Consider the following 19,182-nt stretch of genomic DNA (forward strand, 5'->3'; position numbering starts at 1 on the left):
TTAGATTATTAATGGGACAGTATTATAAAATAAATCATAGTAATTATTTACAATACTCGAATTGAGAGTGTAATTAATGTTCCGGTAGTGAACTACGTAAAAAATAAATAGATAATTTGCTGAGTGTATTAATCGCTGACACAGCAACCTCTTTATTTGGGTCTTGACATAAGTCTATGATTCTTATGATGGCATCATTATACTCAATCGTTGCTTTGAAATCTCCTAAAGCAGAAATGGCAGCAATTTTGATTTCATCATTTACGCGAAATGTTAAGTTTGTTAACATTCCAACAATTACTTTATCCATAATAAAACTTTCACTGTTAAATAAAATAAAAAATATTCTAAGATAATTCTTGTGATATTTAATACTGTATTGATGTCTGAAATTAAATATTAACAATTTAAAAGAATAGTTTTTAATGATAATGTCGAATTAAATAGTGATATAAGTGTATTTTCTTATATCATAATTTACTTGTTTGATTATTTTTAATATAAAAAACCAATAGGTGATTAATATTAGTGATTGTATATACTCTAATAAAGCGTTTCAGTTATATTTAATTAGGCTAACTCCTTTATATTGTTTTTTTGTATTATAAGGTAAATCGACAGGTAAGTTTTGATTAATTATCGATAAGATTTACTAAATAATATTACAAATATTATTTAGATTTATCTAAGGGTTGGTTATTGATAAGTAACTAAATATATTTATTTTAATTTGAATATTTAATTTTATTATTAGTTACATTCTGTTACTTTGTGAAGATTTATTTAATATAAACTTAAACGAAACCTAAACAATAAGTTTCTCATGCGTAAAAAACCGTAGATATAGGGTGGCAATTAATTCACCAATGGGTATAATTCGCGCCGCATCCAAAGTGCAGTATCTCGTTAGGCGAGGCTCCTATACAAACATAGGTTACTGATCTGACGACGTCGAGAGACGCCCAAGATTAGGACAGGATATATCGACCGAAGGTATATCCCCATGTAACTTCCTGCTAAATCAGGATACGTTGTATAGTGCTAAAACCGAGACGAAGAGATAGCTTTCGCATTCTCTCATCTGGTTTCGCCCCTATGTGAGTACTGTTTGAGTAACCAACAGTAATAGGGACTAAAAAAATGACATTCACTACCCAGAACAAAGCGGGAGCAGTTGCTATTGCTCAATCCGCAATGAAAGGCGCGCGCCTCAAAGACAATAATACACCGTCACCAAAAGTTGATGATGCAACAGTCAGCGCTTATATGAGTCAATCATATTTGCCAGTTTCTGTCGCAGACTCAATAGCTTGTGTGAAACAAAATCTTATTGAGCACCTTGATGGCGAGAAAATCCCAACCTATTTATTTGTTGTCGATAACGACAATTATTTAAATGGTATTCTTTCAGTTAAATCATTATTAGCTTCACCTGAAAATTTATTAGTGTCTGATATCATGAGACACAATTATTTTTCTGTTGCCCCAGAACAATCACGTCATGATGTTTATGACCTGATTAATCATAGCGGTTTAGATATGATACCTGTGGTGCAATTTGGCAAATTAATGGGTGTTTTGCGTCCGCAAGATATCGCCGAACTGATTGAAGATGAGAATACACTTGATGCGCAGCTACAAGGCGCTACCACCCCATTAGATGAGCCCTACTTAACGACAAGCCCTATAACTTTATGGCGTAAACGTGTCGTTTGGTTGTTGATGCTATTTGTGGCCGAAGCGTATACAGGAACTGTATTAAAAGCATTTGAAGAACAACTCGAAGCCGCAATTTCGTTAGCGTTTTTCATTCCGCTGTTGATTGGTACAGGCGGTAATAGTGGAACACAAATTACATCAACATTAGTCCGTGCAATGGCATTGGGCGAGGTGAGTTTACGTAATCTCGGCACAGTACTAAAGAAAGAGGTCTCTACCTCATTTTTAGTTGCGGTGACTATCGGTGGTGCGGCATTAATCCGTGCATGGATTTTAGGTGTTGGCCACGAAGTGACTATTGTGGTTAGCTTAACCATCGTTGCGATTACAATGTGGAGCGCGGTTGTTTCTTCGATTATTCCAATGGTATTGAAAAAACTGAAAGTGGACCCAGCAGTCGTTTCTGCACCGTTCATTGCAACTTTTATTGATGGAACTGGCTTAATTATTTACTTTGAAATCGCAAAATTAGTGATGACAGAGTTTGCCTAAGCGCACACCTCAAACTTGATGCGGCAGAAAGGTTAATTTTCTGCCGCAGCGACAAAAACCTCTTCTTGTTTTAACACTTCCCCACATTTTCGACATAAATATTGGTTTTCACCTCGTAGCACTTTGTTATGACGGCGTATGGTTAATTCATGAGTCATTTCACAGGCACAATGGTAGCGAAAAGTTTTACTTTTTACTGTCGTAACCGCAAAGTTGTGTGTACGTTTCGCTGTGACTTCCAGTACGTGTTGCATCATCCATTTCCATTCTTTGCCATGTGGTGCGATATTTTTACGGCCAAATATATGAAAAACCAACAAATGCGCTAATTCATGAGGCACAACCTCATCAATAAATTGTTCTGTATTTTCGATGAGTAAACTGGGGTTGAGGCGAATTTCCCATTCTTTTAAGTAAGCACTACCCGCAGTTGTTCCCCGTTGTTTGTAATTAACCGTTGGTTCTGGAAATGACTGTTCGAGTTTATGCTCTGCAAGTGCGAGCTTTTCTCGCAATATGCGCATAACTTGTTGTTGTAGAAAAAGTGGAACACGGATTGTTTTCATGGAGTAAAGGATACGTGAAGGCAATGGGCATAAACAAGCAATAATTGACATATATTATACCAAAATATATATTGTATTTTTATATAATGTAAAACAGCAAGAACATATGCACAATAATCCATCTGAACAGCAACTATTAGCGATGAAGCAGGCCGCGTCAGAAACAGCTTCATTATTGAAAACACTAGGGAATCCTGATCGTTTAATTTTATTATGCCAATTAACACAGGGTGAAGCCTGCGTGAGTGAGTTAGAAGAGCAGTTAGGAATATTACAACCGACACTCTCTCAACAATTAACGGTATTGCGTAATGAAGGCTTAGTGATGACGCGTCGTGAAGGAAAGCGCATTTACTATGCGATTGCAGATGCGAAATTATTTACGTTACTCAATACATTATACCAGCTTTATTGCCCTGTGAAGGAGATATGAAATGACAATCGATTGGGCTAATTTTACACCACTGTCTGCTGCAATTGGCGGTGTATTGATTGGGTTAGCCGCTGCAATTTTATTAGTTTTTAACGGCCGTATTGCGGGTATTAGCGGTATTTTAGGTGGGTTGCTAAAACCAACGAAGGGAGATACTGCGTGGAAAGTCGCTTTTATTATTGGTCTGATGAGCGCCCCAGCACTATTTACTTGGTTGGCGTTTACACCAGAAGTTAGCATTGCAACCAGTACACCTATTTTAGTTTTAGCTGGGCTGTTTGTTGGTTTTGGCTCACGACTGGGAAGTGGCTGTACTAGCGGTCATGGGATCTGCGGCATGGCAAGGTTATCTCGTCGTTCAATTGTTGCAGTATTAGTCTTTATGATTGTTGCTTTTGCGACAGTCGCACTAGCCAACCATTATGGGATAGGGAGATAAACCAATGCCTATTCTTATCGCATTAATTTCAGGGATACTGTTTGGTTTAGGATTGGTCATTGCCGGAATGGGAAATCCAGCAAAGATTTTAGCGTTTTTAGATATTACTGGAACGTGGGATCCCTCTTTATTAATTACGATGGCAGTTGGAATGGTAATCAGTGGTATTGCTTTCTTAGGGGTTAAAAAACGCTCTGTTAGTGTACTAAATTGCCCATTGCAAATTCCGACCAATCAAACGATAGATAAAAAACTAGTCACCGGAAGTGTGTTATTTGGTGTGGGATGGGGGCTAGCAGGGATTTGCCCAGGACCTGCATTATTGTTAACAGGAATGGGATTGACACAAGGGATAATATTTACATTAGCGATGGTTGCTGGAATGGCTATTTTCCAGTTTACGCAAAAAAATTAACCGTTAATTCAGCGCAAGTCTAATCGGTTTTGAAAATAAACGAGGAAAATCAATTTATTGATTTCGGCTGATAACACAAAGCGGGAAAAACCACGCTTTTATCCCGCTTTGTCAACAACCTCAAACCCATCATTAGATGGGTTTGGTTGTATGTGGTTTATTTACCGACGTAATTACAAGCCTGCGGCGGCACGCAATGCTTCAGCTTTGTCAGTTTTTTCCCATGGGAACTGTGAACGACCAAAGTGGCCGTATGAAGCAGTTTGTTGGTAAATTGGGTGTAATAAGTCAAGCATCTTGATTAAGCCGTAAGGACGTAAGTCAAAGAATTCACGAACTAATTGAATTAATAATGACTCATCAACTTTACCTGTTCCAAAGGTTTCTACCATAATCGATGTCGGTTCTGCCACGCCGATAGCGTAAGAAACTTGAATTTCACAACGGTCTGCGAGGCCCGCGGCGACAATATTTTTTGCCACGTAACGTGCTGCATAGGCTGCTGAACGGTCAACTTTTGATGGGTCTTTACCAGAGAATGCCCCACCGCCATGGCGAGCCATACCGCCGTAGGTATCTACAATGATTTTACGGCCTGTTAAGCCACAGTCACCCATCGGCCCACCGATAACAAAACGACCCGTTGGGTTAATAAAGTACTTGGTATCTTTTGATAACCACTCTGCTGGTAGAACTGGCTTGATGATCTCTTCCATCACCGCTTCATGCAGGTCTTTTTGTTGAATATCTTCAGAATGCTGAGTAGATAAAACAACGGCATCAATACCTACAATTTTGTTATTGTCGTATTGGAATGTTACCTGACTTTTCGCATCTGGGCGTAACCATGGCAACGTGCCATTTTTACGAACATCCGCTTGGCGCTGAACTAAGCGGTGTGCATAAGTAATAGGAGCAGGCATTAATACATCAGTTTCGTTGGTTGCATAACCAAACATTAGGCCTTGGTCACCCGCGCCTTGTTCTGATGGGTCAACACGGTCAACACCTTGGTTGATATCAGGCGACTGTTTACCAATTGCACTTAAAACAGCACATGAATTGGCATCGAAGCCCATTTCGGAACTGGTGTAGCCAATTTCGCGAACAGTTTTGCGCGTGATTTCTTCAATATCAACCCAAGCACTGGTGGTGATTTCTCCCCCGACCATTACCATACCTGTTTTGACGTAGGTTTCGCAGGCAACGCGAGCTTTCGGGTCTTGTTCCAGAATAGCATCAAGTACTGCGTCAGAGATTTGATCAGCAATTTTATCTGGATGCCCTTCTGATACAGACTCAGAAGTAAAGAGATGTGTAGCCATGAGATTAATACCTTAAGAATTCGCAAATTTATAATTGGATGTTTTAACATCTAGACGGCTATTTTAGTCCCATACGGTAAAAATTTCTACCTGTATTTATACAAAAAAGGAATAGAGCCATAAAACAGCAATGGGTAAAGTTTTATCGCAATTTAGTCATTTTGGTTTTGCTTTTTGAGCGCAATAGATGTATAAACTGCGACCGTAACGGATGGTTGTTGTTTCCCGTTATATACCAGCAGAATGATATAAAACTTCTGCTATCTATCAGGAATGTTTATAAACTTTTGAATTTCAATAAAAAATAAGGTGATATAGCTTAAATCAACAGGTCAAACTGCCAAAATAGTGCTACCACATTGAAATTTTAAAGGGGTAAACAGTTATATTGGGGGTTAATGGGTAATGATCCATAATCTACTGAATAACAGTATCCAACCGTCATATGCGGATCGCCGCGTGACTTTGGCATTTACTTTCCTGTCATTCTTTACTTCATCACGAAGTTACCGTCACATCTTTAATACACCTTCGAGGCTGAGTCATTAATCTGTCAGCTTAAGGTCGTATATTGTCACTGTTTAGAAGTTCTAAGCACTTTTTATTAAAATCTGAGTATTGCCGTTTCCCCGACATAACTGCCTTGCAGTGTTATGTCCTCACTGACATGCATCAGGAAGGAGAACGCGTCACTCACCCCTCCATAAAAGGAGTTTATTATGAATGATAATATCGCTCGCAAAATGCGTCAGACGTACAACATCGCGTATTGGGGTGGTGGTTACTATCAGGTGAATGAGCGCGGAAATGTCTGTGTTTGCCCGAATCCTGAGAACCCGGACACCTTTGTTGATTTAGCTGACCTCGTTAATCAGGTTAAAGAAGAGCAGGAGCATTTACGCTTACCTGCATTGTTTTGTTTCCCGCAAATCTTACAGCATCGTTTACGTTCAATAAACGCGGCATTTAGACGCGCACGTGAGTCTTATGGCTATAAAGGCGATTACTTTCTGGTTTATCCCATAAAAGTTAACCAGCAACGCCGAGTCATTGAATCGCTGGTTAATTCTGGCGAGCCGCTCGGCCTTGAAGCGGGTTCAAAAGCTGAATTAATGGCTGTTTTAGCCAACGCAGGTAAAACACAGACTGTTATCGTCTGTAATGGGTATAAAGACCGTGAATATATCCGATTAGCGTTAATTGGGGAAAAATTAGGTCACAAGGTTTATCTTGTTATCGAAAAAATGTCTGAAATTGAGATGGTATTGGCAGAAGCGGAAAGCTTAAATGTCACACCACGCTTAGGGGTTCGTGCCCGTTTGGCTTCCCAAGGCTCAGGTAAATGGCAGGCAAGTGGCGGTGAAAAATCTAAATTTGGTTTGGCTGCAACTCAAGTACTGCAATTAGTGGAAATTTTACGCAATGCGAATCGCCTAGACAGCTTACAGTTGCTTCATTTCCATTTAGGCTCTCAGATGGCCAATATTCGCGACATCGCTACGGGTGTCCGTGAATCAGCGCGTTTCTATGTGGAATTACATCGCCTAGGCGTTAACATTCAGTGCTTTGATGTGGGCGGTGGCCTTGGTGTTGACTATGAAGGTACTCGTTCTCAATCCGATTGCTCGGTCAACTATGGTTTAAATGAATACGCTAACAACGTGATTTGGGCAATTGGGGATGCGTGTGAAGAATTCGATTTACCGCACCCAACCGTAATCACAGAGTCTGGCCGAGCTCTTACTGCTCATCATACCGTTTTAGTCTCCAATGTAATTGGTGTTGAGCGTAATGAATTTACCAAAACAACACCACCTCATGAAGATGCACCACGTTCATTGATTTCCTTATGGGAAACGTGGGAGTCAATGCAGCATCAAGGTAATAGCCGTTCATTACGTGAATGGCTGCATGATAGCCAGTTCGACTTACAAGAAGCGCACACTCAGTATGCACACGGCGTACTAGATTTAACGCAACGAGCATGGGCAGAAGAGTTATATCTAAATATTTGCCGCCGTATTCAACAGGATTTAGATCCAAGTAATCGTGCTCATCGTCCGATAATCGACGAACTCCAAGAGCGCATGGCTGATAAGTTTTATGTGAATTTTTCCTTATTCCAATCGCTACCAGACTCTTGGGGAATCGACCAAGTGTTCCCAGTATTACCGATTGAAGGGTTAGATAAACCATTAGACCGTCGCGCGGTACTGTTAGATATCACCTGTGACTCAGACGGTATTATTGACCATTATGTGGATGGTGATGGCGTTGAAACCACAATGCCAATGCCTGCATATGACCCAGAAAACCCACCAATGATAGGTTTCTTTATGATTGGGGCATACCAAGAAATTTTAGGTAACATGCATAACCTATTTGGTGATACTGCCGCGATAGATGTCTGGGTTGATAGCCAAGGCAACTTGCGTTACTTGCAAAGTGAAGAGGGCGATTCTGTGGCAGATATGCTGCAATACGTCAAATTAGTACCGGAAGTCCTACTAGAAAGCTTTACAGAGCAAGTAAAAGGCACCGGTTTAAGTGAGCAACTTCAAAAAGACTTTGTGGAAGAGTTCGAGAATGGCCTATATGGGTATACTTATTTAGAAGACGAATAAATGCTCAATGCGCGTTATATTTCGCACCGCCGCGTTGTTGGCTGCATTTGCCAACCCTAGTCACATACTTGTGTATGCTCCTAGGGATTAGCTCATTTTGCCGCCTAGCGACAGCACGAACTATTTAGCGCATTAATATATGAGATTAATATATTCAATGTTCGTTATGCTTCAAGTGGTGGTGGTGTGGCAACGCTCAGTTATTCGGGTCACATACTTGTGTATGCTCCTAGGAATTGGCTCATTTTGCCGCCTAGCCACAACATAAACTATTTAGCGCATTAAATGACTCATAGGGCATTAAGATAGTGAACAGATAATAACTTTGTGCAAATAACATGATTTGTTTATTATTTATACTGTGCGAAGTTAATTAGGTAAAACTATTCGAACCAAATATAAAAAGGGCTTGCTAACGGGCTGGCCTATTTGAGGAAGAAAAATGATTAATAGTACTTTAGGCAATCAAGTTGATAATTCACTGGTTTCTAACGCATTTGGTTTCTTACGTTTTCCGCTGAATTTTCAGCCTTACAGCTCAGACGCTGAGTGGGTGATCACGGGTGTGCCCTTCGATATGGCAACCTCAGGCCGTGCAGGTAGCCGTCATGGGCCAGCCGCTATTCGCCAAGTGTCTACTAACCTTGCATGGGAAAGTCACCGTTGGCCGTGGAACTTTAAACTAACCGAACGTTTAAATGTTGTCGATTGTGGTGATGTGGTGTTTGCTTTCGGTGATGCGCAAGACATGAGTGATAAACTGCAAGCACATACTGAAAAACTACTTGAATCAGGTAAACGCTGCTTGACCTTTGGTGGTGACCATTTCGTTACACTGCCATTGCTGCGCGCTCATGCAAAACACTTCGGTAAAATGGCCTTGGTTCATTTCGATGCACACACTGACACCTATGGCAATGGCAGCAAATTTGACCACGGAACCATGTTCTATCATGCACCAAAAGAAGGTCTGATCGACCCAAATCATTCAGTACAAATTGGTATTCGTACCGAACATGACAGCGATAATGGCTTTACTGTATTGGATGCAGGTCAGGTGAATGATCGCAGTGTGGATGATATGGTCGCGCAGATCAAAGAGATTGTCGGTGACCTACCTGTTTACCTGACTTTCGATATAGACTGCCTTGACCCTGCATTTGCACCGGGCACAGGAACCCCTGTTATTGGTGGTTTAACGTCAGATCGTGCATTGAAATTATTGCGTGGAATACAGTCATTAAATATCGTGGGTATGGATTTAGTGGAAGTCGCTCCGGCTTATGACCAATCTGAAATCACGGCATTAGCCGCAGCATCTATCGCATTAGAGATGCTGTATATCCAAGCCGCTAAAAAATAAGTCATTTATTTTCAATTGCATCATTAAGCCACCGATTGGTGGCTTTTTTATGTCCATATTTTATATAAGTGGTTATCAATTATACTAAAAATCAATAAACCGCATTTTTTGTTTATTAAATTGAGAATGATTTTTATTAACAATAATCTTATAATTTACGTCTATATGTATTTTTCTACGGTAAAAAAAACATATTAACCTTGTAAATAGTGAAATATTTTTTATAAATAACAAATATTAGGCTAAAATTAATACTTTGTAACTTATTGTTATTGTTGCTAACTTAATATTAAAGGTGAACTAGTCAATTTGGCTATTATTCAGTAGGAGAAAAGTATGGCGTTAAATAATAAAGTTATCTTAGTTACTGGTGCAGCTCAAGGTATTGGTCGTGGTATCGCATTGCGTTTAGCGAAAGAAGGCGCTGATATCGCACTGGTGGATTTGAAAAAAGACAAGCTCCAAGATGTTGCCAAAGAAATTGAAGCGTTAGGCCGTAAAGTAACAACATTTGCCGCAGATATCAGTCAACGTGACCAAGTTTTTGCTGCGGTGGCTCATGCAGAAGCTGAATTGGGTGGTTTTGATGTAATGATTAATAACGCGGGGATTGCACAAGTTAAGCCAATCGCTGATGTTCGCCAAGAAGATATGGATTTAATCTTCAAAATCAACGTAGATGGAACCATGTGGGGCATTCAAGCTGCTAGTGAAAAATTCCAAGAACGTAAACACAAAGGAAAAATCATCAATGCATCCTCTATTGCAGGACATGATGGTTTTGCAATGTTAGGCGTTTACTCTGCCACAAAATTTGCCGTACGCGCATTAACGCAAGCCGCGGCAAAAGAATACGCCAGTTCAGGTATCACTGTGAATGCTTATTGCCCAGGTATTGTTGGGACAGATATGTGGGTAGAGATTGATGAGCGCTTCTCTGAAATCACAGGTACGCCAAAAGGTGAAACCTATAAAAAATATGTCGAAGGCATCGCATTAGGTCGTGCACAAACGCCAGATGATGTGGCAGGTTTGGTTGCATTTTTAGCGAGCGATGACTCTGACTATATTACTGGCCAATCTATTTTGACTGATGGCGGGATTGTGTATCGTTAATTCATTCATATGAATCTAGGATGCAATAATAGCCGCGATGAATAACTCATCGCGGTTTTTGTTTATGCGGCGTATTTTTGAATATCAACTAAGATATTGTCTGCTTGAGTCCAAAGCAAAGAGCCGCCTTCTTGCGAATGTAAATGGTGGTTGCAGTTTAGTAAGCGACCGGACAAAATTTTACCAAAATCGGGGGAGTGCACGGTGCTCATATCTAATTCGCCATACCATAAGGATGTCGGGCATTGAATATCTTCAGGGGTGAATCCCCAAGGCTGTAAAGAGAGGATTAAATCCTGTACATAACCTTGATTACCTTGTGCAAAAGCGCGTCGAATACACGCAGTATAGGCATCAAGGAATTGTTCTTCATTATAAAGTTGTTGGTCAATATCTGCGCTGCAATTAAGAATAAATGCCAACAGCCACTCACCAGTGACATTCTTTAATAGCCAATCTGACAGGGCTTCAGGGGTGTTAAGAGCTTGTTCTTGCATGTTCACGACATCCGTGCGGAGTATCGCGCGAGTTGCAGGGTATTCAAATTGGTCTTGCCCAGACACAATAGACAGTGAAATAGGCTGGCAATAGTGGGCGATAGCCATCGCAAAAACAGCACCTTGAGAAAAACCAACGACAGAAAATCGGGTAATGGATTGCTCATTTAGCAGTGCTTGCACATCCATAGCAAAGCTTTTCAATGATTTTTCAGGGTGAAAAGTGGATTCACCAAGGCCCGCACGTTCAGGAACAATCAAACGAATGTTCAGTTGTTCGAGTAAATCCAAACCAAACCCTAATGAACCACTCATCCCTGCTCCTGCACAAAAAATAACAGGAAAACCTGTTTTAGGGCCTGATTCAAACCAGCAAAATTGGCGGTTATCAGGTAATTTCATCGTGTGTTGATGTGTGTTGGTCAGTGGTGCGTTATACATGGTGAATTCCTAACACAGAGCAGGTACAGATTGGGTGATAAGATAGGTCAGCTAATAATTATTAAAACTGGCATTGTTATAGTTGCAATTTTAAAGTATTAAATAGGTAAAATGCAAAATATTAGCTTAATAAATATCAATTCATTAACAATGAGAAGAGTAAAATGGCATTTTCTGAATCAGAAAAACAGATTTTGTTGGCAGTTAAAGGGGTCGGGCCCACAGTGATTAGCCGTTTAGAACAAATGGGGTTTAGTTCACTCGCACAATTAAGTGAAGCTTCCTACGATGAAATTTTAATTTATGGGGCCGCATTAACAGGCTCAAGTTGCTGGAAAAATAGCCCACAAGCGAAAAAAGCGGTAGAAGGGGCTATTTTAGCAGCTAAACAAGCGGTTAGATTGCCATCTTAATCAGTTTGGTTTCTCGTTTTCCATTTCTTACTACGCAAGATATTGAGAACTTGTACTGCCATGGAAAAGAACATCGCAAAGTAGATATAGCCTTTTGATACATGAACTTGAACACTTTCAAGTAGTAAGGTGAAACCAACAAGAATCAAAAATGATAAGGCTAAGATTTTTACAGAAGGGTAGCGCTCAACAAAGTCGCCAATGGGTTTGGCTGCAAGCATCATAATGAGCACAGCGATGACGACCGCAGCCATCATGATAAATAAGTGGTCTGATAGCCCCACAGCCGTGATCACGGAATCTAAACTGAAGATAATGTCTAACAAAGCAATTTGAACGATAGCCCCCCAAAATGAGCTCACTTTTTTATTTGCTAGGCTATTTTCACCTTCTCCTTCAATCGTATCAAAAATTTCTTGGCTTGCTTTCCAAATAAGGAAGATCCCACCTGCACATAATATGAGATCGCGAGCGGATACCACATGGTCAGCGACAGTAAAAAGTGGGGTGGTAAGGCGTGATAACCACGCAATAGAAGCCAATAATGCAAGACGCATCACCATTGCTGCAATAAGCCCAGTCCGTCTGGCACTATTTTGTTGGTGACTAGGAAGTTTGCTCACCACAATACTGAGGAAAATAATATTATCGATGCCTAGGACAATTTCTAATATGGTTAATGTAGCGAGTGCCATCCAGGCATTGGGATCCAGTATCCACTCAAACATCTTGGTACCTTCTAATTAACGAATTAAACAGTGATAATAATTTATCGTCTGCTTTGGTACAGGCGATGGTTAGCGACTAACTTAAACTAAAATGCCGTGCTAGTAAGGGCGCGGTAAAATCTTTTTTAAGATAAAAACCACGTGGTAGCGTCATAATAGGCTGACCAAACTCACCAATAGCTTCCGTTAGTGCTTTATTGTTTGCGGCCTTAGGGCGAATTTGTAATACCTGCCCATGACGTGCAGTAATACTTTCCACTTTGCCTAACACAATGAGGTCCATTAACTCTTCCCAATCTTGCCGTAGCAACTGTTCTTCAAACGGGGACGGGCTCCAAATTAATGGGTTTGCAACTCTACGTTGTGAGAGTGGGATTTGCCTTTCCCCTTCAATAGGAAACCATAAAATACGGGACAGCTTGCGGCGAACATGGCTATTTTCCCATGTTAAACCACTGTTTCCTGTTAACGGTGCAACAGAAACAAAAGTGGTTTCAAGTGGAACACCATACCGGTCAATCGGAATGGTTTTTAATTCAATTCCAATATGGGCGAAATCTTGCTCTGCCTTACTTCCCGCATTCGCGCCTAAATAATATTCCAATAGCATACCAACCCAGCCTTTATCGCGCTTGAGATCCTGAGGAATAGGGATAGCTGCGTGTTGGGCGAGCTCACCAAGCGTGTAGCCAGCAAGAGCTTGCGCTCGGCTCATTAAGGTCGCTTCGTTATCAGGTGGTGGTGGTGCAATAAATGGCGTCATGGTTTGAATAGTAATGTATAAAAAGTAGCCAGTGAAAATACATATAACTCAAGAAGTATAACACTTTTTCTTTGGTATTTTTAACTATCTGATATATAGGGGTATAATATCATTTATTCATCCAAGTTATAAATTATTACAGAGGTTATTCAAGTTCATCCCAAGATAATCACAGGATCATGCACTAGGTTATCCACAGGATTTCTGGATAACTGTGAAAAATAGAGATTACTGTGTGTATTTACAGCCTTGACGAAACGGTTTTTATGACACAAATCACAAAATATGAGTAAGTTAAGCACATATCTTGTGGATAAATACAACGTTGTTTGATCTTTGCTCAGTTAAAGTCCTAAGCATGTTAGTTAAAAAAGTAGTCAGTGGATGAAAGGCTATTTTGCTATTTATTTGTTTGATTTATCAGTGATTATTCAACTGTGCTTTTTTTTGATAAAAAAGCGACTTGGGGATATACCCTGATTACCATGAGGTTGTTCACATGGATATCCACAGAAAAAGTGAATAACATCCTTATTATTCATTTCATCTGTTTATAACTATCAATATTTTTCTAGGTTATCCTCAGACGGTTTAAACCACGCAGATTTAAAATCAAACCAGCCAAAGGTATTCATTCGTACACCGCGCATGGTTTTTTGGCCTTGCAATTCAAGCCAATGATGAAAAACGGGGTGAAAGATTTGTGAGTCAACTAAGCTTTCACACCAAGCTTCGACATCTAATTGGTTATTACGCCACAGATTAAGTTCATTGCTGAGAGGGTTATTAAGGCATTGTCGTAGCAATGGCATTTCGTACAAGGTTGCAAAGATGGAAAATTCGAGAGGTTTAAAAAAGTTAGCTGTTGCTAACCAAATATCACTTTCTCCATTGCCATTAAACCAATCATCGTAATCAATGATATTGATCTTAAGTTCCACACCTTGCATCTGTAAAACCCGTTTCATAATTTGGCTAATTGCGTAGAACTCATGGTGGTGGCGATAAAAAGTGACAGTAAGCTCAGTTAAATCTTCAGGCTTGGGAAACAAGGTTAGCATTTTACTGTGATGCCAATGGAGTAACAGGCCATAAGCAGGTGCCCAATGGCGCTGATAAAAAGGTTCGCAATGTGCAAGTAGGTTGACAGGGGTTAAAAAGCTACATAACCACTTACGAACATCTTCACGCTGAGCTATCGGTGAACGCTGATCCATTAACAGGAAATAACAGCCTTCTTCCATACGACTTTCGAGCGAGCCATTATGGTGCTTATCACCATCCATTTTTAATGTTGTACAGACCATTTGCTCAGAGAGTTCAGGAACTACCCAAATGGTCACTTCATCGAGTAGCGCACGATAGCCAAAATAGCGGTCGAAAGCCGTAATGGTCAGCTTTTGTGGCAAGTTTTTTTCTACTTGATAAGGGCCAGTGCCGATTGGGGAACGGCTAAAGTTTTCGAGGCTCTCCCACTCTTTCGGTAAAATGGCGGCATGGTGGCTACCTAATAACCAAGGTAGTTGTTTATCAGGCTCACTTAACGTGATATCAATGACATAAGGCTGCGGTGAGCTAACGGATTGAATATGTGAGAATAGCGGCCAACAGGTTTTTAAGCGTAAAAGGGAATAAATAATATCGTCGGTAACCATTTCTCGCCCATGATGGAAATAAATAGCGGGGCGTAAATAAAAACGCCATTGGGTATCGCTGGTGGATTGCCAATGGTGGGCAAGGCCATCTTCTACTTCCCCTTTTTCCTCATTTATATGGGTAAGGCCATTAAATATTTGGCTCATCAAGTGAATTTCTGAGCGGCGCATTGGCGCACCAGGAAGCAATGTCGGGAAATCTCGATAATAAATAATTCGTAATAAATTCTTACCTTGTCGATAGCTGCGTTCCAGTTCAGACAATACCATTTGACGAATGGTTTCCTTATCACCCACTAGGGCGACAAGTTTTTCAATACTTTCTTCTTTGAGTAGTTGTTCAGCCTGTGCCTGCTGTAGCTCCAAGCCATTAACATGAAAAATAAGGGTAGAGCGTTTTCCTCGACCAGACTCTGCCTGCCAACTAAGCCAACCTTGTGACTGCATATTATTAAGCAGAGTACGGACATGACGGCGAGAGCAAAACAGCGTATCAGCGATGTCTTGTAGTGTTGTTTCACTGTCTTGGCCCTGAAAATGTTGCCAGAGACGAATGAATTGGGTTTGTAATCGCGAATTAGACATAAAAGAGGAACTCCGGCAAAAAATACATCAATTTTAATTTCCTAAATTCTCACGATAATAGAAGGTAGTAAGTAGCTCGTTTGGTCTGCAGTTGCAGGCCGACTCCCCCATTTAGAGTAATGGTGTATTATCACCGAGCCGGTTTTTACCGGCTTTTTTTTATTTTTTCGTCATATTTCTCGTTATAGCTGTGTTAGCTTCGTTCAGCTACCCTAGTCACATACTTATGTATGCTCCTAGGCGTATCCTCACTTGCCGCCTTGCTATAACGCGAACTATTTAGAAAAAATTGTTCAGTTAAAAGCAAAAATCTTATTTTGTTATTAATTATACAGGAAGAAATTAATGGGGAAGTGACTAAGGAGTGTAAAGCTGGTAAATATTGACAGGTTCCGCATTTATGGGAGTAAAAAATCTGAATGTGGGATACTCTAAATAGTTCATGTGGCGTGTAGCCGAGCGATGCTAACACCCACGCCACGTGAAATATGACGAGTATCTTAGCTCATGAATGCAGGGATTTGCTGCTCAAAATCCTTGATTTGGTCGACATGCTGCAACGTCAAACCAATACTATCCAAACCATTCATCATGCAGTGGCGACGGAAGCTATCAATTTCAAAATGATAGGTTTTATCACCCGCAGTTACTGTTTGAGCTTCTAAGTCTACCGTAAACTGGCAACCTTCATGGTCATTAACATAGTTAAACAGCTCATCTACTTCGGTTTCACTTAATTTAATTGGTAATAATTGGTTGTTGAACGAGTTGCCATAAAAAATATCAGCAAAACTTGGGGCGATAACCACTTGAATACCAAAGTCAGTCAATGCCCAAGGTGCGTGCTCACGGGATGAACCGCAACCAAAGTTTTCACGAGCTAATAAAATACTTGCCCCTTTGAAAACTGGCTTATTTAAGACGAAATCAGGGTTAGGTTGTTGCCCGTTCTCATCTAAAAAACGCCAGTCATTAAACAAGTGTTGGCCAAAACCAGTGCGAGTCACTTTTTGCAAAAATTGTTTAGGGATAATGGCATCAGTATCCACATTGGCTGCATCTAAAGGAGCAACAATCCCGACGTGTGTAATAAACTTTTCCATCATTTTCTCCTTAGATTTGAATATCACGTACATCAGCAAAATGGCCATTAATCGCTGCTGCAGCCGCCATTGCTGGGCTAACTAAGTGAGTACGGCCTGCTCGACCTTGGCGACCTTCAAAGTTACGGTTACTGGTTGATGCACAGCGTTCGCCAGGGTTTAAACGGTCGTTATTCATCGCTAAGCACATAGAGCATCCAGGTAAACGCCATTCAAAGCCCGCTTCAATGAAAATTTTATCTAAACCTTCTTGTTCCGCTTGGGCTTTAACAGGGCCAGATCCCGGAACAACGATGGCTTGCACGCCATTGGCAACTTTTTTTCCTTTAGCAATTGCAGCTGCTGCACGTAAATCTTCAATACGCGAATTAGTACATGAACCAATAAATACTTTATCAATTTTTACATCAGATAATTTAATACCGGACTCTAACCCCATGTAAGCTAATGCTTTCTCCGCAGAAGCACGCTCAACAGGGTCTGCAAATGATTCTGGGGCAGGTATCGGTTGGTTAATGGCAATTACTTGCCCCGGGTTAGTTCCCCATGTGACTTGTGGTGCGATGCTACTTGCTTGAATAGTAATGACTTTATCAAATTGTGCATCATCATCAGTTTTTAACGTTTTCCAATACGCAACCGCGTCGTCCCACTGTTGGCCTTTAGGTGCAAATTGGCGACCTTTCATATAGGCAAAGGTGGTTTCATCTGGTGCGATAATCCCCGCTTTCGCACCTAATTCAATAGCCATGTTGCATACCGTCATACGGCCTTCCATGCTCAAGTTTTCGATGGCTTCACCGCAAAACTCAACAATATAGCCAGTACCGCCTGCGCTGCCAGTTGTACCGATAATTGCTAAAACGATATCTTTTGCAGTAATGCCAGCAGGAGCTTTGCCGACGACTTCAATTTTCATTGTTTTAGCGCGTGCTTGTTTCAGTGTTTGGGTCGCCATCACGTGCTCAACTTCTGACGTCCCGATACCAAAGGCTAATGAGCCAAATGCACCGTGTGTTGCGGTGTGGGAGTCTCCACATACAATGGTCATACCGGGTAAAGTGATACCTTGCTCAGGCCCCATCACATGGACAATACCTTGGTATGGGTGATTCAAATCATATAAAGTTACGCCAAACTCTTTACAGTTTTTCATTAACTCTTGCATTTGAATACGAGCCATATCGCCACAAGCATTAATATCTTTGGTTTGCGTCGATACGTTGTGATCCATGGTGGCAAATGTTTTACTTGGTTGATGCAATGGGCGTTTTTTAGTTCTCAAACCATCAAATGCTTGAGGTGATGTAACTTCATGTACCAAGTGACGATCGATATAAATCAAAGGGATTTCATTTTCGACCTCACGGACAACGTGGGCATCATACAATTTTTGATATAAAGTCTTGGCCATGTTAAACCCCTTCTGCAATATAACGAGCAATAATATCGCCCATTTCACTGGTACTTATTGACTGACCTGCACCTGCTAAGTCTGATGTTCTATAACCTTCTTCTAAGGCTTTATTGACTGCACGCTCGATGACATCTGCCGCATCCGTTTGGTCTAAGCTAAATCTTAACAGCATGGAAGCAGATAAAATTTGTGCAATTGGGTTGGCAATATTTTTTCCTGCAATATCTGGTGCAGAGCCGCCTGCAGGTTCATATAAACCAAATCCAGCTTCATTCAAGCTTGCAGAAGGTAACATGCCCATAGAACCGGTGATCATCGCACATTCATCAGAAATGATATCGCCGAACAAGTTAGAACATAACACCACATCAAATTGAGATGGGGCTTTGATCATTTGCATTGCTGCGTTATCGATATACATATGGCTGACTTCAACATCTGGATATTCTTGAGCAATTTGGTTGACCACTTCACGCCATAATACTGAACTTTGCAACACGTTTGCTTTATCGATTGATGTGACTTTGTTATTACGTTTGCGAGCCGATTCAAAAGCAATACGCGCGATACGCTCGATTTCATAGCGGTGATAAACTTCAGTATCAAATGCATATTCTTCTTGGCCTTCACCTTTGCGGCCTTTCGGTTGACCGAAGTAAATTCCACCGGTTAATTCACGGACACAAAGAATATCGAAACCTTGAGCTGCGATGTCTGCACGTAATGGGCAAAATGCTTCTAATGCTTGATATAAGCGAGCAGGGCGTAAATTACTGAATAATTTAAAATGCTTACGTAAAGGTAATAATGCACCGCGTTCAGGCTGGCTATCAGGTGGTAAGTGTTCCCATTTAGGCCCACCGACAGAGCCAAATAATACCGCATCAGCTTCCTCACAACCTGTTACTGTAGCCTGCGGTAACGGTTCACCGTGTTTGTCGATTGCCGCGCCGCCAACATCGTATTCAGTGGTGTTAATTGTTATTGCAAAACGTTTACTGATAGCGGCTAAAACCTTGTGAGCTTGCGCCATCACTTCTGGACCGATGCCATCTCCCGGTAATACGGCAATTTTATAGTTAGACATT

At 40.8% G+C, this 19,182-nt stretch carries 18 protein-coding genes and 1 riboswitch; of the genes, 8 read left to right on the plus strand and 10 right to left on the minus strand.

Annotated elements, in window-relative coordinates; genetic code table 11:
- Positions 1-73 precede the first annotated feature (73 nt).
- Positions 74-310 (minus strand): HEAT repeat domain-containing protein, encoded by a 237-nt coding sequence (locus P3L37_RS05665; protein ID WP_004913253.1) that lies wholly within the window; start codon positions 308-310, stop codon positions 74-76.
- Between the two features lie 585 nt (positions 311-895).
- Positions 896-1,067: riboswitch (M-box (ykoK) riboswitch) on the plus strand.
- A 73-nt stretch (positions 1,068-1,140) separates the two neighbouring features.
- On the opposite strand from P3L37_RS05665, the gene P3L37_RS05670 reads away from it, so the two are divergent.
- Positions 1,141-2,211 (plus strand): magnesium transporter, encoded by a 1,071-nt coding sequence (locus tag P3L37_RS05670; protein WP_109912704.1) that lies wholly within the window; start codon positions 1,141-1,143, stop codon positions 2,209-2,211.
- 32 nt (positions 2,212-2,243) lie between these two features.
- On the opposite strand, the gene P3L37_RS05675 is transcribed toward P3L37_RS05670, so the two are convergent.
- Positions 2,244-2,777, minus strand: coding sequence for a SprT family zinc-dependent metalloprotease (locus tag P3L37_RS05675; RefSeq protein ID WP_147318185.1), 534 nt, complete (start codon positions 2,775-2,777; stop codon positions 2,244-2,246).
- A gap of 106 nt (positions 2,778-2,883) precedes the next feature.
- Between P3L37_RS05675 and P3L37_RS05680 the strand changes: the two genes are divergently transcribed.
- Genes P3L37_RS05680 through P3L37_RS05690 form a run of 3 tightly spaced genes read left to right on the plus strand, consistent with a single transcriptional unit; the run spans position 2,884 to position 4,064 of the window.
- Positions 2,884-3,210, plus strand: coding sequence for an ArsR/SmtB family transcription factor (locus P3L37_RS05680; protein WP_110732107.1), 327 nt, complete (start codon positions 2,884-2,886; stop codon positions 3,208-3,210).
- Between the two features lies 1 nt (position 3,211).
- The gene (locus P3L37_RS05685; RefSeq protein ID WP_109912702.1) at positions 3,212-3,649 is read left to right on the plus strand and encodes a YeeE/YedE family protein; all 438 of its coding nucleotides are present in this window, start codon (positions 3,212-3,214) and stop codon (positions 3,647-3,649) included.
- A gap of 4 nt (positions 3,650-3,653) precedes the next feature.
- Positions 3,654-4,064, plus strand: a complete 411-nt coding sequence (locus P3L37_RS05690; protein WP_004262080.1) for a DUF6691 family protein — start codon at positions 3,654-3,656, stop codon at positions 4,062-4,064.
- 173 nt (positions 4,065-4,237) lie between these two features.
- Here the strand turns inward: P3L37_RS05690 and metK are convergent, their stop codons facing one another.
- Positions 4,238-5,389 carry a methionine adenosyltransferase gene (metK, locus tag P3L37_RS05695; protein ID WP_004262078.1) on the minus strand — a complete coding sequence of 384 codons (1,152 nt, stop codon included), beginning with the start codon at positions 5,387-5,389 and terminating at the stop codon, positions 4,238-4,240.
- A 719-nt stretch (positions 5,390-6,108) separates the two neighbouring features.
- Between metK and speA the strand changes: the two genes are divergently transcribed.
- The 3 genes from speA to P3L37_RS05710 all read left to right on the plus strand — a co-directional run bounded on the left by speA (position 6,109) and on the right by P3L37_RS05710 (position 10,492).
- The gene (gene speA / locus P3L37_RS05700; RefSeq protein ID WP_004262076.1) at positions 6,109-8,013 is read left to right on the plus strand and encodes a biosynthetic arginine decarboxylase; all 1,905 of its coding nucleotides are present in this window, start codon (positions 6,109-6,111) and stop codon (positions 8,011-8,013) included.
- A 442-nt stretch (positions 8,014-8,455) separates the two neighbouring features.
- Entirely contained in the window at positions 8,456-9,376 is a 921-nt protein-coding gene (speB, locus tag P3L37_RS05705; protein WP_109912701.1) for an agmatinase, read from the plus strand.
- A 336-nt stretch (positions 9,377-9,712) separates the two neighbouring features.
- A complete protein-coding gene (locus P3L37_RS05710; protein WP_004913238.1) occupies positions 9,713-10,492 on the plus strand; it encodes an acetoin reductase in 780 nt (259 codons plus the stop codon).
- 62 nt (positions 10,493-10,554) lie between these two features.
- Here the strand turns inward: P3L37_RS05710 and P3L37_RS05715 are convergent, their stop codons facing one another.
- Complete coding sequence (locus tag P3L37_RS05715; RefSeq protein WP_272667425.1) at positions 10,555-11,430, minus strand: alpha/beta fold hydrolase; 876 nt, start codon at positions 11,428-11,430, stop codon at positions 10,555-10,557.
- A 164-nt stretch (positions 11,431-11,594) separates the two neighbouring features.
- Between P3L37_RS05715 and P3L37_RS05720 the strand changes: the two genes are divergently transcribed.
- Positions 11,595-11,843: a helix-hairpin-helix domain-containing protein gene (locus tag P3L37_RS05720; protein WP_110732106.1), complete on the plus strand. Its 249-nt coding sequence runs from the start codon at positions 11,595-11,597 to the stop codon at positions 11,841-11,843.
- Here the strand turns inward: P3L37_RS05720 and P3L37_RS05725 are convergent.
- The 6 genes from P3L37_RS05725 to leuB all read right to left on the minus strand — a co-directional run bounded on the left by P3L37_RS05725 (position 11,840) and on the right by leuB (position 19,181).
- Positions 11,840-12,571, minus strand: coding sequence for a TerC family protein (locus P3L37_RS05725; RefSeq protein WP_004913230.1), 732 nt, complete (start codon positions 12,569-12,571; stop codon positions 11,840-11,842). The genes P3L37_RS05720 and P3L37_RS05725 overlap by 4 nt on opposite strands.
- A gap of 76 nt (positions 12,572-12,647) precedes the next feature.
- Positions 12,648-13,334, minus strand: a complete 687-nt coding sequence (gene mutH, locus P3L37_RS05730) for a DNA mismatch repair endonuclease MutH (protein ID WP_004913228.1) — start codon at positions 13,332-13,334, stop codon at positions 12,648-12,650.
- A gap of 560 nt (positions 13,335-13,894) precedes the next feature.
- Positions 13,895-15,574 carry an HTH-type transcriptional regulator SgrR gene (gene sgrR / locus P3L37_RS05735; RefSeq protein WP_109912698.1) on the minus strand — a complete coding sequence of 560 codons (1,680 nt, stop codon included), beginning with the start codon at positions 15,572-15,574 and terminating at the stop codon, positions 13,895-13,897.
- Between the two features lie 500 nt (positions 15,575-16,074).
- Positions 16,075-16,680: a 3-isopropylmalate dehydratase small subunit gene (gene leuD, locus P3L37_RS05740; RefSeq protein ID WP_109912697.1), complete on the minus strand. Its 606-nt coding sequence runs from the start codon at positions 16,678-16,680 to the stop codon at positions 16,075-16,077.
- A 7-nt stretch (positions 16,681-16,687) separates the two neighbouring features.
- Positions 16,688-18,091, minus strand: a complete 1,404-nt coding sequence (leuC, locus tag P3L37_RS05745; protein WP_004913219.1) for a 3-isopropylmalate dehydratase large subunit — start codon at positions 18,089-18,091, stop codon at positions 16,688-16,690.
- A 1-nt stretch (position 18,092) separates the two neighbouring features.
- Entirely contained in the window at positions 18,093-19,181 is a 1,089-nt protein-coding gene (gene leuB, locus P3L37_RS05750) for a 3-isopropylmalate dehydrogenase (RefSeq protein ID WP_222960408.1), read from the minus strand.
- Position 19,182 lies beyond the last annotated feature (1 nt).

This window comes from Providencia sp. PROV114 (genome assembly GCF_032704305.1).
Lineage (GTDB): Bacteria > Pseudomonadota > Gammaproteobacteria > Enterobacterales > Enterobacteriaceae > Providencia > Providencia rettgeri.